This is a genomic window from Rhizobium sp. P38BS-XIX, from assembly GCF_012641435.1.
In the GTDB taxonomy this organism is placed as follows: Bacteria; Pseudomonadota; Alphaproteobacteria; order Rhizobiales; family Rhizobiaceae; genus Rhizobium.
The window spans coordinates 52,624-68,236 of sequence record NZ_JABAIJ010000007.1 but is presented as its reverse complement, the minus strand read 5'-3'; the positions used below and the strand labels follow the sequence as shown (position 1 = coordinate 68,236).

Annotated in this window: 15 protein-coding genes; 7 read left to right on the top strand and 8 right to left on the bottom strand. The window is 60.2% G+C overall.

Annotation, left to right across the window (positions count from 1 at the left end):
- Window positions 1-16 precede the first annotated feature (16 nt).
- The 8 genes from HGP17_RS21955 to HGP17_RS21920 form a co-directional block, all read right to left on the bottom strand.
- A complete protein-coding gene (locus tag HGP17_RS21955; protein ID WP_168812581.1) occupies window positions 17-691 on the bottom strand; it encodes an HAD family hydrolase in 675 nt (224 codons plus the stop codon).
- Window positions 692-788: 97 nt separating this feature from the next.
- Complete coding sequence (locus HGP17_RS21950) at window positions 789-2,270, bottom strand: mannitol dehydrogenase family protein (protein WP_168812580.1); 1,482 nt, start codon at window positions 2,268-2,270, stop codon at window positions 789-791.
- Window positions 2,271-2,419: 149 nt separating this feature from the next.
- Window positions 2,420-3,418: an ABC transporter ATP-binding protein gene (locus tag HGP17_RS21945; protein WP_168812579.1), complete on the bottom strand. Its 999-nt coding sequence runs from the start codon at window positions 3,416-3,418 to the stop codon at window positions 2,420-2,422.
- A gap of 11 nt (window positions 3,419-3,429) precedes the next feature.
- Entirely contained in the window at window positions 3,430-4,272 is an 843-nt protein-coding gene (locus tag HGP17_RS21940; RefSeq protein WP_168812578.1) for a carbohydrate ABC transporter permease, read from the bottom strand.
- A 1-nt stretch (window position 4,273) separates the two neighbouring features.
- Complete coding sequence (locus HGP17_RS21935; RefSeq protein WP_168812577.1) at window positions 4,274-5,146, bottom strand: sugar ABC transporter permease; 873 nt, start codon at window positions 5,144-5,146, stop codon at window positions 4,274-4,276.
- Between the two features lie 145 nt (window positions 5,147-5,291).
- The gene (locus HGP17_RS21930) at window positions 5,292-6,608 is read right to left on the bottom strand and encodes a sugar ABC transporter substrate-binding protein (RefSeq protein ID WP_168812576.1); all 1,317 of its coding nucleotides are present in this window, start codon (window positions 6,606-6,608) and stop codon (window positions 5,292-5,294) included.
- Between the two features lie 147 nt (window positions 6,609-6,755).
- The gene (locus HGP17_RS21925; protein ID WP_168812575.1) at window positions 6,756-7,709 is read right to left on the bottom strand and encodes a sugar-binding transcriptional regulator; all 954 of its coding nucleotides are present in this window, start codon (window positions 7,707-7,709) and stop codon (window positions 6,756-6,758) included.
- Between the two features lie 44 nt (window positions 7,710-7,753).
- The gene (locus tag HGP17_RS21920; RefSeq protein WP_168812574.1) at window positions 7,754-8,209 is read right to left on the bottom strand and encodes an RbsD/FucU family protein; all 456 of its coding nucleotides are present in this window, start codon (window positions 8,207-8,209) and stop codon (window positions 7,754-7,756) included.
- A gap of 223 nt (window positions 8,210-8,432) precedes the next feature.
- On the opposite strand from HGP17_RS21920, the gene HGP17_RS21915 reads away from it, so the two are divergent.
- The 7 genes from HGP17_RS21915 to HGP17_RS21885 all read left to right on the top strand — a co-directional run bounded on the left by HGP17_RS21915 (window position 8,433) and on the right by HGP17_RS21885 (window position 15,456).
- Window positions 8,433-9,092, top strand: coding sequence for a response regulator transcription factor (locus tag HGP17_RS21915; protein ID WP_168812573.1), 660 nt, complete (start codon window positions 8,433-8,435; stop codon window positions 9,090-9,092).
- Window positions 9,089-10,441, top strand: coding sequence for an ATP-binding protein (locus HGP17_RS21910; RefSeq protein ID WP_168812572.1), 1,353 nt, complete (start codon window positions 9,089-9,091; stop codon window positions 10,439-10,441). Before HGP17_RS21915 ends, HGP17_RS21910 begins: the two co-directional genes overlap by 4 nt.
- 87 nt (window positions 10,442-10,528) lie before the next feature.
- Entirely contained in the window at window positions 10,529-11,455 is a 927-nt protein-coding gene (locus HGP17_RS21905; protein ID WP_168812571.1) for an ROK family protein, read from the top strand.
- Complete coding sequence (locus tag HGP17_RS21900) at window positions 11,445-12,167, top strand: copper homeostasis protein CutC (protein ID WP_168812570.1); 723 nt, start codon at window positions 11,445-11,447, stop codon at window positions 12,165-12,167. Before HGP17_RS21905 ends, HGP17_RS21900 begins: the two co-directional genes overlap by 11 nt.
- Window positions 12,168-12,294: 127 nt before the next feature.
- The gene (locus HGP17_RS21895) at window positions 12,295-13,194 is read left to right on the top strand and encodes a DUF6030 family protein (protein WP_168812569.1); all 900 of its coding nucleotides are present in this window, start codon (window positions 12,295-12,297) and stop codon (window positions 13,192-13,194) included.
- A gap of 227 nt (window positions 13,195-13,421) precedes the next feature.
- Complete coding sequence (locus tag HGP17_RS21890) at window positions 13,422-14,867, top strand: DHA2 family efflux MFS transporter permease subunit (protein ID WP_168812568.1); 1,446 nt, start codon at window positions 13,422-13,424, stop codon at window positions 14,865-14,867.
- A 73-nt stretch (window positions 14,868-14,940) separates the two neighbouring features.
- Complete coding sequence (locus HGP17_RS21885; RefSeq protein WP_168812567.1) at window positions 14,941-15,456, top strand: hypothetical protein; 516 nt, start codon at window positions 14,941-14,943, stop codon at window positions 15,454-15,456.
- The last annotated feature ends 157 nt before the right edge of the window (window positions 15,457-15,613 follow it).

Genomic DNA, 15,613 nt, shown 5'->3' with positions numbered 1-15,613 from the left:
AAGAGGTCCCGAACGCTTATCTCTTGTTGCGGACAAGTTGTATCAATTCCGGCATCGCGTCAAACACGACTTCGGGCGAAAGCTGCTCCAGTTCAGCACGATAGCTGGGAGAGTGGGCATGAGAGCCGCCGGTAAAGGCAAACACCGTCATGCCGGCCGCACGCGCGGCCATGATGCCTGCCGGGCTGTCCTCGACAACGATACAGTCAGCCGGTACGGCGCCCATCTGCTCGGCGGCATAGAGAAAAAGATCGGGCGCGGGCTTGCCCCGCTTGACCATGGTGGCACTGAAAATATTCGGCTCCAGCTTATCGAGGATGCCGGTCACGCCGAGTGAAAGCCGGATACGCTCCAACTGGCTCGATGAGGCGACGCAGCGCGGAAGCTGAAGCGCATCCAGCGTAGCGGCAATGCCATCGATCGGCTTCAGCTCATGCTTGAAGCGTTCGTAGAGATCGTTGCGGATACGGTCGAGAAACGCCTGGTCGATGAAGACATCGAATTCCGTCTGCATGGTATCGACGAGCGTTGCGAGGCTCTTGCCGAGGAAGCGGCTATAGACGTCCTCCTCGCTCATTTCCACGCCGAAGTCGTGCATGGCCCGGATCAGCACGCTCACGGACAGCGGTTCGCTATCCACAAGCACACCGTCGCAATCGAAGATCACGAGCCCCTTCTGCGCATCGGTCATCTCATATCCAACCTGAAATCTGTTGCTGGCTTGCCTGCGAAACACCGGCATGACAATGGAAAACGGCCGGAGCAGGAGAACTCCGACCGTTTGAAAATCATTCCGCGAGTTTGTTGTCCAAGTATAGCTGGAGGGTGACGCGGGTACCCTTTTCCCACAGCGTTTTCAGTGCGTGCGCGAAGCGCTTGCGGAAGAGATCCGACTTGGCGACGTCGCCGAAGATGTCTTCGAATACCAGGAAGGCATTCGGATCGTCCTTCGCCTTGAGAGCGGCTTCGTGCAGCCGGTCGGCGCTGGCATCGTTGAAGACGATGTCCTTGCCGCTGTCGCTCTTGCCTGCGAAGTAGCGGCACCAGAGCGCCGAGACCAGCGACAGGCCGATGATATCCTCGTTGCGGCTCAGCCGGTCCGCCGTGGACGGCAGGATGAACTTCGGCTGACGATTGGAGCCGTCCTGCGCCAGGCGCGGAATGGTATCGGCGATCTTCGGATTGGCGAAGCGGTGCTCGATCAGCTTGAAGTAGTCTGCAAGCACCGTGTTCGGCACCGGCGGGATGACAGGGATGATCTCGTCGTTTTCGAGCTTGGCGAGAAAGGCGCGGATCAGCGGCTCTTCCATGGCTTCGTGCACGAAATGGATGTCAAGAAGCGCCGCCGGATAGGCGATCGCCGCATGGCCGCCGTTGAGGATGCGGATCTTCATGTGCTCGTAAGGCGTCACATCGGGCACGAAGGTCACACCGACCTTTTCCAGTGCCGGGCGACCGGCGGGGAAATTGTCTTCCAGCACCCATTGCTTGAATTCTTCGCAATAGACCGGCCAGTTGTCTTCGATATCGAAGGCTTCCTTCAGCAGGTCGATCTCGCGCGCGCCGGTTGCCGGCGTGATGCGGTCGACCATGCCGTTCGGGAAGGCAACGTTCGCGGCGATCCAGTCAGCAAAGGCCGGATCGGAAAGACGGGCCGTACCGACGACGGCAGCTTTGGTGACGCCGCCATTGTGCGGAATGTTATCGCAGGACATGACGGTGAAGGGCTGCAGGCCGGCCGCGCGACGTGCCTTCAGGCCAGCCACGATGAGGCCGAACACGGTCTTCGGCTCGTCCGCATTCTGACCGTCGGCTGCGATCGCAGGATGGGCCGGGTTGAACTTGCCGGACGCGTCGATGAAATATCCGCCCTCGGTGATCGTCATCGAGACGATGCGGATGGAGGGATCCGCCAGCTTGGCGATGATCGTCTTGGCGTCGCCGACCGGCAGGATGCCGACCATCGGCGCGGTGACGCGCGCAGCGGTGCGATTGTTGTCCTGCTCGACGACCGTCGTCAGAAAATCCTGAGCGGCCAGCTTGTCGCGCATCGCGGCATCGGAAGGCAGCACACCGGCGCCCATGATGGCCCAGTCGTGATCCTCACCGGCATTGAACAGATCGTCGAGATAAATTGCCTGATGGGCGCGATGGAAATTGCCGACACCGAAATGCACGATGCCCGCCGAAAGGGATTTCGGATCGTAAGCAGGAATAGCCGCCTTTGCAGCCGCCTCCTGAAGGGTTGCGAGCGATAATTTGCACGTCATGTCTCTGGTCCTTCTGGAAAGGTCTCTGACTCCGGGCGACTGGGAAGGCCACTCCGGGCTGGTATGCTTCCCGACCCGCCCTCTTTACCGAGGCGGACCGGGATCTGTGCAGTTGCCGCGCGCGACAGGCGCACGGCCTCGGCTATGGCTCAGATCGCCAGGCCTTCGGCGTTGAACCGGTGGATGTGCGCCTTGTCGGGCGTCAGGTAGACGGTATCGCCGGCCCGGGCGGGGAAGTCACCGGAGCCGCGTGCCGTCACTGTGCCGATCCCGTCGACGTCGATATGTAGGAAGGTGTCGGAGCCGAGATGTTCGGCAACGATGACCTTGCCCTGCCAGTCGCCCGCGGTGGTCGACAGCAGCGTATGCTCGGGCCGCACGCCGATCGTGTCGCCGCCAAGGCTCTGCGCGTAGGCGCCCTTGACGAAGTTCATCTTCGGCGAACCGATAAAACCGGCAACAAAGAGGTTGCGCGGGCTGCGGTAGAGCTCCAGCGGCGAGCCGACCTGCTCGATATTCCCGCGATTAAGCACCACGATCTTGTCGGCCATGGTCATGGCTTCGACCTGGTCGTGCGTTACGTAGATCATCGTCGTCTTGAGCTGCTGGTGCAGCTCGCTGATTTCGAGGCGCATGTTGACGCGAAGCGCGGCGTCGAGGTTCGACAACGGCTCATCGAAGAGAAACGCTTCCGGCTGGCGCACGATCGCGCGGCCGATCGCAACACGCTGACGCTGACCGCCAGACAGCTGGCGCGGCTTGCGCTCCAGATAGTCGGTGAGGTTCAGGACGCGCGCGGCGTCCGCAACCTTCTTGTCGATCTCGGCCTGCGGCATGTTCGCCATCTTCAGCGGGAAGGCGATGTTCTTGCGCACGCTCATATGCGGATAAAGCGCATAGGACTGGAACACCATGGCAAGGCCACGTTCGGATGGCTTCAGATTGGTGCCATCCTTGCCATCGATCAGGATCTGGCCGCCGGAGACGTCTTCGAGACCGGCGATCAGACGGAGCAACGTGGACTTGCCACAGCCCGACGGGCCGACGAACACCACGAACTCGCCATTGTTGATTTCGAGGTCGATGGAAGGGATGACCTTGGCTTCGCCAAAGACCTTAGAAACCTTCTTAAGGACAATGCTACCCATGTTTCTCTTCCTTACTTAACCGCGCCGAAGGTGAGGCCGCGAACGAGTTGCTTTTGGCTAAACCAGCCGAGGATCAGGATCGGAGCGATTGCCATGGTCGATGCCGCCGAAAGCTTGGCATAGAACAGGCCCTCCGGGCTGGAATAGGACGCGATGAAGGTGCTCAGCGGCGCCGCATCGACAGCGGAGAGGTTGAGCGTCCAGAAGGCCTCGTTCCAGGCGAGGATGATGTTGAGCAACATCGTCGAGGCAAGGCCGGGGATCGCCATCGGCGTCAGAACGTAGATGATTTCCTTGGCGAGCGTCGCACCGTCCATACGGGCGGCCTCGAGGATCTCACCGGGAATTTCCTTGAAGTAGGTATAGAGCATCCAGACGATGATCGGCAGGTTGATGAGCATCAGGACGACGACCATGCCCAGCCGGCTGGCGAACTGGTTGTTCAGAAGGCCGAAGCTCTGGAACAGCAGATAGATCGGGATGAAGGCGCCGACCGGCGGCATCATCTTCGTCGACAGCATCCACATCAGGACGTCCTTGGTCCGCTTGGTCGGCGAGAATGCCATGGCCCAGGCGGCCGGAACGGCGACGATCAATCCGAGGATCGTCGAACCGAAGGCGATGATCACCGAGTTGCCGAAATGGAGGAAGTAGTCCGAGCGCGACTGCACCTCGAAATAGTTCTCCAGCGTCCAGTGGAAGAAGAGGAACTGCGGCGGCGAGGCGATCGCATCGCCTTCCGTCTTGAAGCTCGTCAGAACCGTCCAGAGGATCGGGAAGAAGATGAGCAGAGCGATGATCCAGGCGATCACCGACACGAACACCTTGCGTTGCGTGCTGACTTGGCGTGCCATCTTAAGCCTCCAGATTCTTGCCGACCGCGCGCATCAGGAAGATCGCGACGATATTGGCGAGGATGACTGCGATGATACCGCCCGCCGATGCGCCGCCGACATCCTGAGACAGGACGATCTGCGAATAGACCAGATAGGTGAGATTGGTCGTCGCCGTGCCGGGACCGCCATTGGTGGTCACGAGTATTTCGGCGAAGGCGGAAAGCAGGAAGATCGTCTCGATCAGGATCACAACGGTGATGGCGCGCGCCAAGTGCGGCAGGATGATGTAGATGAACTTCGAAATCGGTCCTGCGCCGTCCATCTCGGCGGCTTCCTTCTGCTCTTCGTCCAACGACTGCAAGGCCGTCAGCAGGATGAGCGTCGCGAAAGGCAGCCACTGCCATGCAACGATGATGATGATGGAGAACAGCGGAACCGTCTCCAGCCAGGTCAGCGGATCGAGCCCGAACAATCGAAACAGATGCGCCAGAAGCCCGTTCACCGGGTTCATGAACATGTGCTTCCAGATGAGGGCGGCGACCGTCGGCATCACGAAGAAGGGCGCAAGCACCAGCATGCGCACGATGCCCTGGCCGAAGATCGGCTGATCAAGAAGGAGTGCCAGCAAAATGCCGCCGACCACGGTGATCACCAGCGCACCGCCGACGAGCAGCAGCGTCACGATCAGTGAGCTCAGGAAAGCGGGATCGCTGATGAAATATTCGTAGTTCAGCCAGCCGATGAAGTCGTTGGCGCCGGGGGATAGCAGATTGTAATTCAGCGTCGAGAAATAGATCGTCATCACGAGCGGGACGATCATCCACGCGAAAAGCAGGAGAACCGAAGGCGCCATCATGATGCGCGCGGCGGAACGGGTGTGCAACGTTGCCATGGCAAGTACCAACCTATCTTTTAAGCGGAAGGGGTGGCCGCGGACCGGCTGAAACAAAAGGGCCGCCAAGGGCAATTCGGGCGCTCGGCGGCCTAGTGGAAAGCAGCGCTCGAGAGGGTCGCTGCTTTCCTCAGTTTCAAAGGCCTTACTTCGGGTAGCCGGCCTTCTTCATTTCGCGGGTGGTCAGCTGCTGCGAAGCCTTGAGAGCCTGATCCACGGAGATCTGACCGGCAAGAGCTGCGGAGAACTGCTGACCGACAGCGGTGCCGATACCCTGGAATTCAGGGATAGCGACGAACTGGACGCCGACATACGGAACCGGCTTGACGGTCGGATGGGTCGGATCAGCCGAGTTGATCGAGTCGAGGGTCATCTTCGCGAAAGGCGCTGCCTTCTGGTAGTCCGCATTCGCATAGAGCGAGGTACGGGTGCCGGGAGGTGCATTCAGCCAGCCTTCCTTCTGAGCGACAAGGTTGGTGTATTCCTTGCTGGTTGCCCAGGCGATGAACTTCTCGGCAGCTTCGGTCTTCTTCGAAGAAGCCGGGATGGCGAGGTTCCATGCCCACAGCCAGTTGCCGCGCTTGCCAAGGCCCTTATCCGGAGCCAGTGCGAAGCCGACCTTGTCGGCAACCTTCGACTGCTTCGGATCGGATACGAAGGAAGCAGCAACCGTCGCGTCGATCCACATGCCGCACTTGCCGGTCTGGAACAGCGAGAGGTTTTCGTTGAAGCCGTTGGACGAAGCGCCCGGAGGGCCGGCGTCCTTCATCAGCTTGACGTAGAAGCTCAGCGTGTCCTTCCATTCCGGCTGGTCGAACTGCGCATTCCACTTTTCATCGAACCAACGGGCGCCGAACGAGTTCGACATCGCCGTCAGGAAGGCCATGTTTTCGCCCCAGCCGGCCTTGCCGCGAAGGCAGATGCCGTAGACTTCATGGTCCTTGTCGGTGATCTTGCGGGCTGCATCGGCGATGAAGTCCCAGGTCGGGGCGTCCGGCATCTTGAGGCCGGCCTTCTCGAACAGGTCCTTGCGATACATGACCATCGAGCTTTCGCCGTAGAACGGCGCTGCATAGAGCTTGCCGTCGGTGGTCAGACCGCTGCGAATGGCCGGGAGAAGGTCATCCACATCATAGTCCTTGTCGGCGGAAAGCTTGTCGAGCGAAGCAAGCCAGCCGAGCTTGCTCCAGATCGGCACTTCGTAGGTGCCGATCGTCAGCACGTCGTACTGGCCGGCCTTGGTAGCGATGTCAGTCGTAACCTTCTGGCGCAATACGTTTTCTTCAAGCGTGACCCACTGCAGGTCAATACCGGGGTTCTTGGCTTTGAAATCGTCCGTAAGCTTCTGCATACGAACCATGTCGCCATTGTTGACCGTCGCAATCGTGAGAGTTTCAGCGGACGCCAAGCCGGCAAACATCAGGGCCGAGCAGGCGCCCAGCAGTAAAGTTTTCAATTTCATATCTTCCTCCCAGAAGACCAAAAGATGAGCATTCGCTTTGCTCATGGGCAATTACTCATCGCTTGCGACAAAATGTCAATGCGGATTCGATGCTGCATTGCCGAGCAAGCAACCTATCTCTTTGTTTTCTGGGATTAAATTTTTTGCTCAGGGCTTGAGCAAAAATTCGGCAACCGCCTCATCGGTGATCAAACCGTTGATTTGGCGACCAACAACGGCCGCCTTGATCGCCTCGAACTTGCGTTTTCCCTTGGCGATTCCAATCACCGAACAGGTGTCGCGCGAGGGTACGGGAGCGCTTGCAACGCGCTCGTTGACGTCATCAGGCATCAACTTGCCGGCGCCGTCAAAGACCCAGCCGCAAATTTCGCCGGCCGCGCCGCGCTTCATCAGCGCCAGCATTTCATCCTTCTCGAGGAAGCCGTCCAAACAGAGAGGCGCCTCCACGCCCATCTCGCCGACACCGACAAACGTCACATCGGCCTGGGCACTGATATCGAGCGTGGAGCGCACCAGCGCCTGTGCATGCAGCAGCTCGCGCTCTTCGGCCGACGAGACGAGCACCGGCAGCGGCATTGGAAAATGTCGCGCCTTGATGACATCGGCCATGCTGAAAATGACGTTGTAATAGGCGGCCGAACCGTCGGGGCCGATATTGCCCGTCAGCGACACGACACGATGCTGGAGACATTCGATCGCCGGCAGCTGATCAACCGCGGCTTTCAGCGTGCGGCCCGTTCCGATCGCCAACACGATCGGCTCGCTGCGCCGCAGCCAGCGCTCGATTTCGGCCGCACCGGCCTCGGCGATACCAACAGTGGAAGACGCGCCATCGGCGTCGCTCGGCACCACGTCGACATGCTGCAGGCCGTATTTCTCGCGCAGTGCAGCGGCATATTCGAGACAGGCGGCAATTGGATGGTCCAGCCGCACCTTGATCAATCGTTCGGCGACGGCGAGCGACACCAGCCGCTGCGCCGACTGACGCGAGATCCCCATGGCGATCGCGATCTCGTCCTGCGTCCGGCCTGCGACATAGTATAGCCAGCCGGCTCGCGCCGCGTCATCAAGCCGCCCTTGGGAATCCAGCTTCTTCGCCATCGCATTCCTTTATCGAAACAGCGCCGTTCTCGCAGAGTATCGGATCACTCAGTCTCTGGCGGGATGACGCCCTTGGTCAAGGTGAAACAACCATAGAAGCGGCGCTCGCCCGTCTGGATGACGCAGTAAGCGTCCTTTGCACGCTCGTAGAAGGCATAGCGCTCGACCGCCGTCAGCGGCCAGTGTTTGCCTTCAGCCTTGTCGATGGCGGCCTGTACCTCAGCCTGGACCTGCGGCACCTCATCTGGCGCGCCGACGACTTCCATGCGTGTCGCGGCATCGTCGATGAAGGTATCGAGCGGCATCAGCGACAAGATGGCGGCGACGGCATCGGCAGCCGAGACGTTGTCGATACGCAGGAGTTCGCCCAGCACGGTATGGCTCGCAATGGTCTCGGCGGGAAAATTCGTGTCGACGACGACAAGCATGTCTCCGTGCCCCATCGACTTCAACGCATAGAGCACGTCTGCATTCAACAGCGGCGAAATTCCCTTGAGCATGACGAGCAACCTCCAATGACCGAACAGCGGCGTCCTGCAGCCGCTTCGCTTTCCGCGCAAAGAAGTAACCATGGCGTTCAGCTCTGTCCATAGGCTCCGGGAACGTTTTCGGCAAACAAACGCGGGGTTAGATATGGATATCGCCTCGGCTTATTTCGGCCGTTATTGACCCCATAGCTTCATCGGCATTAACTGAAGGGCGATCAACGGTTGAGGGTCACAGGTGCGAATTCTGCTGGTGGAAGATGACGATACGATCGGCAGCGCCGTTCGCGACCATATTGCGGCAGGACCACATGCTGTCGACTGGGTCAGAAATCTGACGGATGCGGATGAAGTCACCAATGCCGTGAACTATGGCCTCATACTGCTCGATCTGCAGCTTCCCGACGGAGTCGGCATCGATTTCCTCAAGCGGCTGCGCCGCAGGCAGGACGAAACCCCTGTTATCATTCTGACCGCGCGCGACCAGATTTCCGATCGCATCGAAGGGTTGAACAGCGGCGCTGACGACTATCTCGTCAAGCCTTTCAATCTCGGCGAACTGACGGCCCGCATCCTGGCGGTCGCCCGGCGCTATACGGGCAGCCCGCAGCCGACCATTCGTTTTGCCGATCTCGAGATCGACCAGCCACAACGTCGCGTCCGCCTCGAGGGCAAGGATGTGGTTCTGACGGGGCGTGAGTGGGCCGTCCTCGATCTGCTGGTGGCGAGACCCGGCGCCATCGTCTCCAAGGACAAGATCGAAGAAGCGCTCTACGCTTTCGGTTCGGAGATCGAGAGCAACACGGTCGAAGTCTATGTCAGTCGCCTGCGCAAGAAGATCGGCAAGGATCGCATTCGAACGGCTCGTGGCGTCGGCTATTGCCTGGGTGATCGATGAGCGAGCGCAAGGAGCCAAGCCGCGCCAGCATCACACGGCGGCTGATCACGGCGTTGACGGGAACGGTCGTCGTCTTCTGGCTGATTGCCGTCGGTATCGGCGTCTATGTCGTCAACAAGGAACTTTCCGAAACCTTCGACGGCGCGTTGCAGGAAACCGCCGAACGGCTGATGCCGCTGGTGCTGGACGATCTCGCCAATCGCGACCACTCGGGTGATCCGCAGAGCCTGGAAGAACTGAACAAGGGGCTGAACCGCGAATATCTGACCTATCAGGTGCTCGACGCGAACGGTAAGGTCATCCTACATTCCCACGATGCCCCGGCAATCGCCTATGACGTGCCGCTGAAGATCGGCTTCCACAATACGCCGAAATACCGCATCTACACGGAATCATCGGCTGACGGCACGATCTTCCTGCATGTTGCCGATGCCTTCAAAAACCGTCGCGAAGCATCACGAGAGAGCGGCGTCGCGCTGCTCTGGCCCCTGCTGGCGCTCATTCCCGCCAGCATCGTCGCGATCGGCATCGTCGTCGGGCGCTCGCTGTTGCCGATCGACCGCCTGCGTTCGCAGATCGCCACCAAGGACAGCGGCAACATGGCGCCGCTCGAAAGCGAAACGCTGCCGCGCGAATTGCAGCCGATCGCCCGCTCGGTCAACCTGCTTCTCGACCGTTTGCGTCTGGCGCTTGAAGCCGAACGTGAGTTTACCGCCAACAGTGCCCACGAACTGCGCACGCCGATCGCAGGCGCGCTCGCCCAGACCCAGCGTCTGATCGCCGAATTGCCGCCGGGACCACTTAGCGAACGCGCCGGACGCGTCGAAACATCGCTTTCCAATCTCGGCCGGCTCGCGGAGAAACTTCTGCAGCTCTCCCGGGCCCAGGCGGGTATCGGCGCGAGCGAAAAGCCGATCGATCTGGTCTCGGTCATCGAAACGGTGATCGGCGATTACGACCGCGACACCGACACGGCCGGTCGAGTCCTGCTCGAGAATGGCGCCCAACAAAAATTGATCCGCAATTTCGATATCGATGCTTTTGCGATCGTCATGCGCAATTTGATCGAGAACGCCTTGATCCACGGCCCTGCCGATGATGAGGTGACCGTCAGCGTCGATGACCGCACCGTCCGCGTCATCAACGCGGGGCCTGTGCTCTCGGCAACTGAGCTCGCGGGACTGAAAAAGCGCTTCTGGCGTGGCAAGACGACGGCTTCGGGTTCGGGACTGGGGCTTTCGATCGTCGAGCGGATCGTCACGCAGATCGGCGGTCATCTCGATCTTCTTTCGCCGGCAACCGGCAGAACCGACGGTTTCGAAGCCAGGATCACCCTACCCTCGGTTTGACGGCCAGTCAGTCCGGTGCCAATTGATCTTGCAAAGACCCGCAAAGGGTGCGAGCAAGTCCGGCATGTCTCCTACAGGTTATTGTTCATGATCGTTTCCTTCGACATCGGCGGCAGCGCCATCAAAGGCGGCATCGCCCGCTCCATGACGGATATCGTGCCGCTTGGCCGACGCCCGACGCCCAAGCACGACTTCGCCGCATTCGTGGCTGTCCTGCGAGATGTCATTGCCGAAGCAGGTGAAAAGCCGGATTGCCTGTCCTTCTCCATCGCCGGCGTCGTCGATCCCGACACTCAGGCTCTGACCTGCGCCAACATACCCTGCATCCACGGTCGTCGGCTTGCCGCCGAGCTTGAAGCCGAACTCGGCTATCCCGTGTTGATTGCCAATGATGCCGATTGCTTCGCCATGGCCGAAGCCATGTCCGGCGCGGGCCGCGGCCATCGCATCGTCTTCGGCGCCATTCTCGGCACCGGCGTCGGCGGCGGTCTCGTTGCAGACGGTCGCCTCGTCAACGCTGCCGGCGGATTTGCCGGAGAATGGGGCCACGGACCGATCATCGCCTCCTTCGCCGGCAATCCGCCAGTCGCCATTCCTGCCTATCGCTGTGGCTGCGGCCAGAAGGGCTGCGTGGACACCGTCGGCGGCGCCCGTGGCCTCGAACGCCTTCACCAGACCCTGCATGGCCTGGAGCTTTCCAGCGAACAGATCATCGGCCAGTGGCTTGCTGGTGACGAGCGCGCCGAGCGAACGATCGAGGTCATGGTCGATCTCGTCGCATCGCCGCTGGCGCTCACCATCAACATCACAGGCGCGACCATCGTTCCCGTCGGCGGCGGCCTTTCCAACGTCGAACCGCTGCTGGCGCGGCTGGATGAGGCGGTGCGCGCCCGCATCCTGCGCCAGTTCGGCCGGCCCCTCGTGGTGCCAAGCCAATGCAAGCTCGAGCCGGGCCTCATCGGCGCCGCACTGCTGGGGCTGCAATATGCCGGAGAACGCAACGATGCTGCTTGAAGTTTGCGTTGACGATATTGCCGGACTGAAAGCGGCCGTCGAAGGCGGCGCTGACCGCATCGAACTTTGCAGCGCGCTTCCCCTTGGCGGACTGACGCCCAGCGCCGGACTGATGGCCGCAGCGGCAAGCATGCCCGTCCCAGCCTATGCCATCATCCGCCCGAGAGCCGGCAGCTTCATCTATTCCGCCGACGAGTTCGCGATCATGAAACGCGACATCGATACGGCACGCGATGCCGGATTGCCGGGTGTGGTGATTGGTGCTTCCCTGCCCGATGGGCGGCTGGATTTCGAGACGCTATCGGCACTCGTCGCGCACGCCGGTTCTCTCGGCAAGACGCTGCATCGTGCATTCGACCTTGTCCCGGATGTTGCCGAGGCCGTGGAGACCGCCGTATCTCTTCGCTTCGAACGCATTCTGACGTCGGGCGGCGCAAAGACGGCGGCCGAAGGCATCGCTGCGCTGGAAGAGGCAATTGCCGTTGCCGCCGGCCGTATTTCGATCATGCCCGGCTCCGGCGTCACGCTTGCCTCCATCGACCAGCTATGGCCGCGCCTTTCGATCACGGAAGTTCACTCTTCCTGCGCCATCGCAATGACGGAGACGGACGAGCGATTGCTTGCCCTCGGATTTGCCACGCCGACGGCGCGTCGCACCGATGCTGCGACCGTTCAGGCGCTCAAGGCGCACCTTGCCGCTGCAAAGGTATGAATTGATAAAGAAACTTTAGGATGATCAATCGTTCATAAACGCATATGCTGTAGGCATGATCAGGCTGTACAACATAAAGTCATTGCAGCAAGGTGGGTTTCCTTAGGAGCAGCTGTAGATATAGATCATGTCGGTGGCGCCACCTCGCAAGAAAAGCCGGGCCGTCTTCTGGATTGCGGCTGTTGTCATCGGCTCGATCATCCTCGCGACCGCGCTGTTTGCGAACGACATGCGCAATCTGCGAGCGCTCGACAATCGCTACCACCTCAATCTCTTCCCGAAGCCCGAGCAACACACCTCCAACCCGCCAGCGCAGACGCCTGCGCCCATTAGCGCTCCGGCAAGCACGGTTGTCGAAACCGCCGCCGCCGAAAAGCCTGTGGTAACGCCGGGCAGCCCTCCCGTACGCACGGTCAAGACGTCAGCAAGGCCGCGGATCGATAGGCCCAGGCCCACCAGGACCTCGCACCTGTTCGACGCGCCGGTCGATGAGCTGCTGAGCGCCTTCGTGCGCAGCTGGAGAATATCCGGCCAGACCCTTTGCGCCGATCTGGTGAAATTTGGTCTCCCGGTCGGCGAGTGGCGATCAAGCGAACTCGGCGTCGGCACGTCGGAATGCAGCTATGCCATGCAGAAAGGCACCTATGGCAATGCGGGGGCATCCTCGTTCTTCATCATCGTTCGCGGCAAACCGACGGGCGAGATCGAAACCGTGCGCATCAAGGTCCTCATGCCCGACAATGCCGATGGAAAAGCCGTCGCCAGCAGCTTCGTCGACACCGTTGTTCTGCTGCTGAACGAAACGCACTGGCTTGACTTCCAGACGGCGCTGGATGCGATCGGCAAGCTGCAGGATATAACGCTGCAGGCATTCGGCGCAAAGCTTGCCTTCTTCAAGGAGTTCTCGGCCAACAGCAGCTTCAACCTTCAGCTGGAAATGCGAAGAACCAGTCCGGAACAACAACGAACCGCCATTGTCTTCGACAAGGCGCGCTGGACCCTGCCCTCGCCATCCTCTGCCAATTAGAATAATGAAGTGACAGTTTGCGTCCACACTACTTATTAGCTTTCTATCGAGTTTTTGTTGCACTGCGCCATCGATGGTGCGCATATAGGCGACGATTCCGAAGGTCGGCGGATCACCGGCCGGTAGCACCATGTTTCCCGAAAACGCGAGGCGGTTTCCGAAGCGGAGCATGAAAATCGTAAAACACGCCTGTCCCCCAGTCAGGCGTTGGAAAGCTATTACATTCCATGGATTCCACCGACCTCCATCCGCAGGGTCAGACTTTCGCTGTCGAACGCAATCCCCGCCTGCGCTACATCATCCCCGCAGTGGTCGCCGTAGCCTTCCTGATGGAACAGCTCGACTCGACCATTCTCGTCACCGCTGTTCCCGACATCGCCAAGAGCCTCGGCACGACACCGGTTCACATGAACCTCGCGGTCACGACCTATATCCTGACGCTCGCCATGTTCATTCCGGTGAGCGGCTGGTTTGCGGATCGCTTCGGCGCGCGGCGCATCTTCGCGCTTTCACTGTTCATCTTCACCGTCGGCTCGATCCTTTGCGGCCTCGCAACCAGCCTGCCGATGCTGATCGCCACGCGCGCGCTACAGGGCTTCGGCGGCGCGATGATGACACCGGTCGGCCGCCTCATCCTCATCCGAAGCTTCCCGCGAAGCCAGCTGGTCACGGCGATGACGTATATGACCCTGCCCGCCGTCATCGGCCCGGTGATCGGGCCAGTGCTCGGCGGCTTCCTGACCACATATCTTTCCTGGCGCTGGATCTTCTGGGTCAATCTGCCTTTCGGCGTGATCGGCATGTTCATGGCGCTGCGCTATGTCGAGGACACCGAACGCGACGATACGATCAAATTCGATTTTCCCGGCTTCGTCATGGTCGGCCTTGGTTGCGTGCTTCTGCAATACGGCATCGAGAATGTCGGCCGCCCGACGATCCCCGTATGGGCAATTTTCCTGACGCTGGCCGCCGCCGGCCTGCTGCTCATCGGCTTCATCCGCTACGCAAGAACCGCTGAATCGCCGGCCGTCGATCTCACGCTCTTCAGGCTGCGCACCTTCCGTGTCGGCACGCTTGCAGGCGGCATATGTCGCGTCGGTCTGAACGGCGTGCCTTTCCTCTTGCCGCTGATGCTGCAGGTCGGCTTCGGCCTGAGCCCGATCGTCTCAGGCACGCTGACCTTCGTCAGCGCCCTCAGCGCTCTCGCCGTACGGCCGGTCTCCGTGAAATTGCTGAAGCTTTACGGTTTCGATCGCATATTGACCTGGAGCGCCGTCTTCGGCGCCGCTGTCGTTGCCGGTTTCGCGCTGATCACGCCCGCTACGCCGCACTGGTTCATCATTCTCTACGTCTTCATCTTCGGACTGGCGCGCGCGGCGCAGTTCATGACCTCCAATACGCTCTCCTACTCCGATACGCCGGCTGCCCAGCTCAGCCGCGCGACGAGCCTCGGCGGCGTCCTGCAGCAATTGAGCGTCAGCTTCGGCGTGTCCGTCGCCGCCATGCTGCTCGGTGTGGTCACGCTGGATGGATCGCCGCTGACGCCGGATAAATTCCACATTGCATTTTTGCTAATGGCGGTGATCCCGCTGCTCGGCATACCCGGCTTCCTGAAGTTGCAGCCGGAAGACGGGGCGCAGGTGAGCGGCCATCAACGGCGGTCTCAGCCATAAACTCACTAAGCGTGGCCTGCAACGCTCGATGGTATCAGGTTGACAGCCTGATCGCGGACGATACAATCACAAGATGCTATCTCTTGATGATATTCGCTGGAGCGAATTGCAGCACGCCTACGGCGATGCTTCCAATATACCCAACCTGCTGCGGAGACTGGCCTCATCGCCAGGTCCGAAGCGAAACGATCAAGATGGTCCGTGGTTCGACCTTTGGTCGAGCCTGTGCCATCAAGGGGACGTTTACTCCGCATCGTATGTCGCGGTTCCTCACATCGTAAAGATCGCAGGCGAAGTGAAGGAGCCTGTCGACTTCTCATTCTTCCAACTGCCCGCAGCCATAGAGATAGCTCGTCGGACAGGGCACGGCCCTGATATCCCCACAGCTTATGCAGATGATTACCATCGTGCAATCGCGCAACTGGTCGAGAATGTGAGCCTTCACCGGAGCGAAGCTTGGGACCAGCCGATGCTCTTGTCTGCTGCTGCAGCACAGGCTGTGGCGAAAGGACATATCGATGTCGCTGAGGCATTGTTAAACTTGGATGCCGATTGGATTGCCAAAATCAATAGCTTCGAGTTTGATTGAGCCTTCCCAGCCAACTTAAAATGGCAAGCGGTAGAGCCTGTGCTGCCCAACAGATCGCGGCGTCTTCCGCGCGCTAAAGACTGCTGGATCACGGCCCATAGCGACCCTGTGCGCTCTACAGGTCTCACCCACATCCTCATCAAGCCTCGTAATGAGG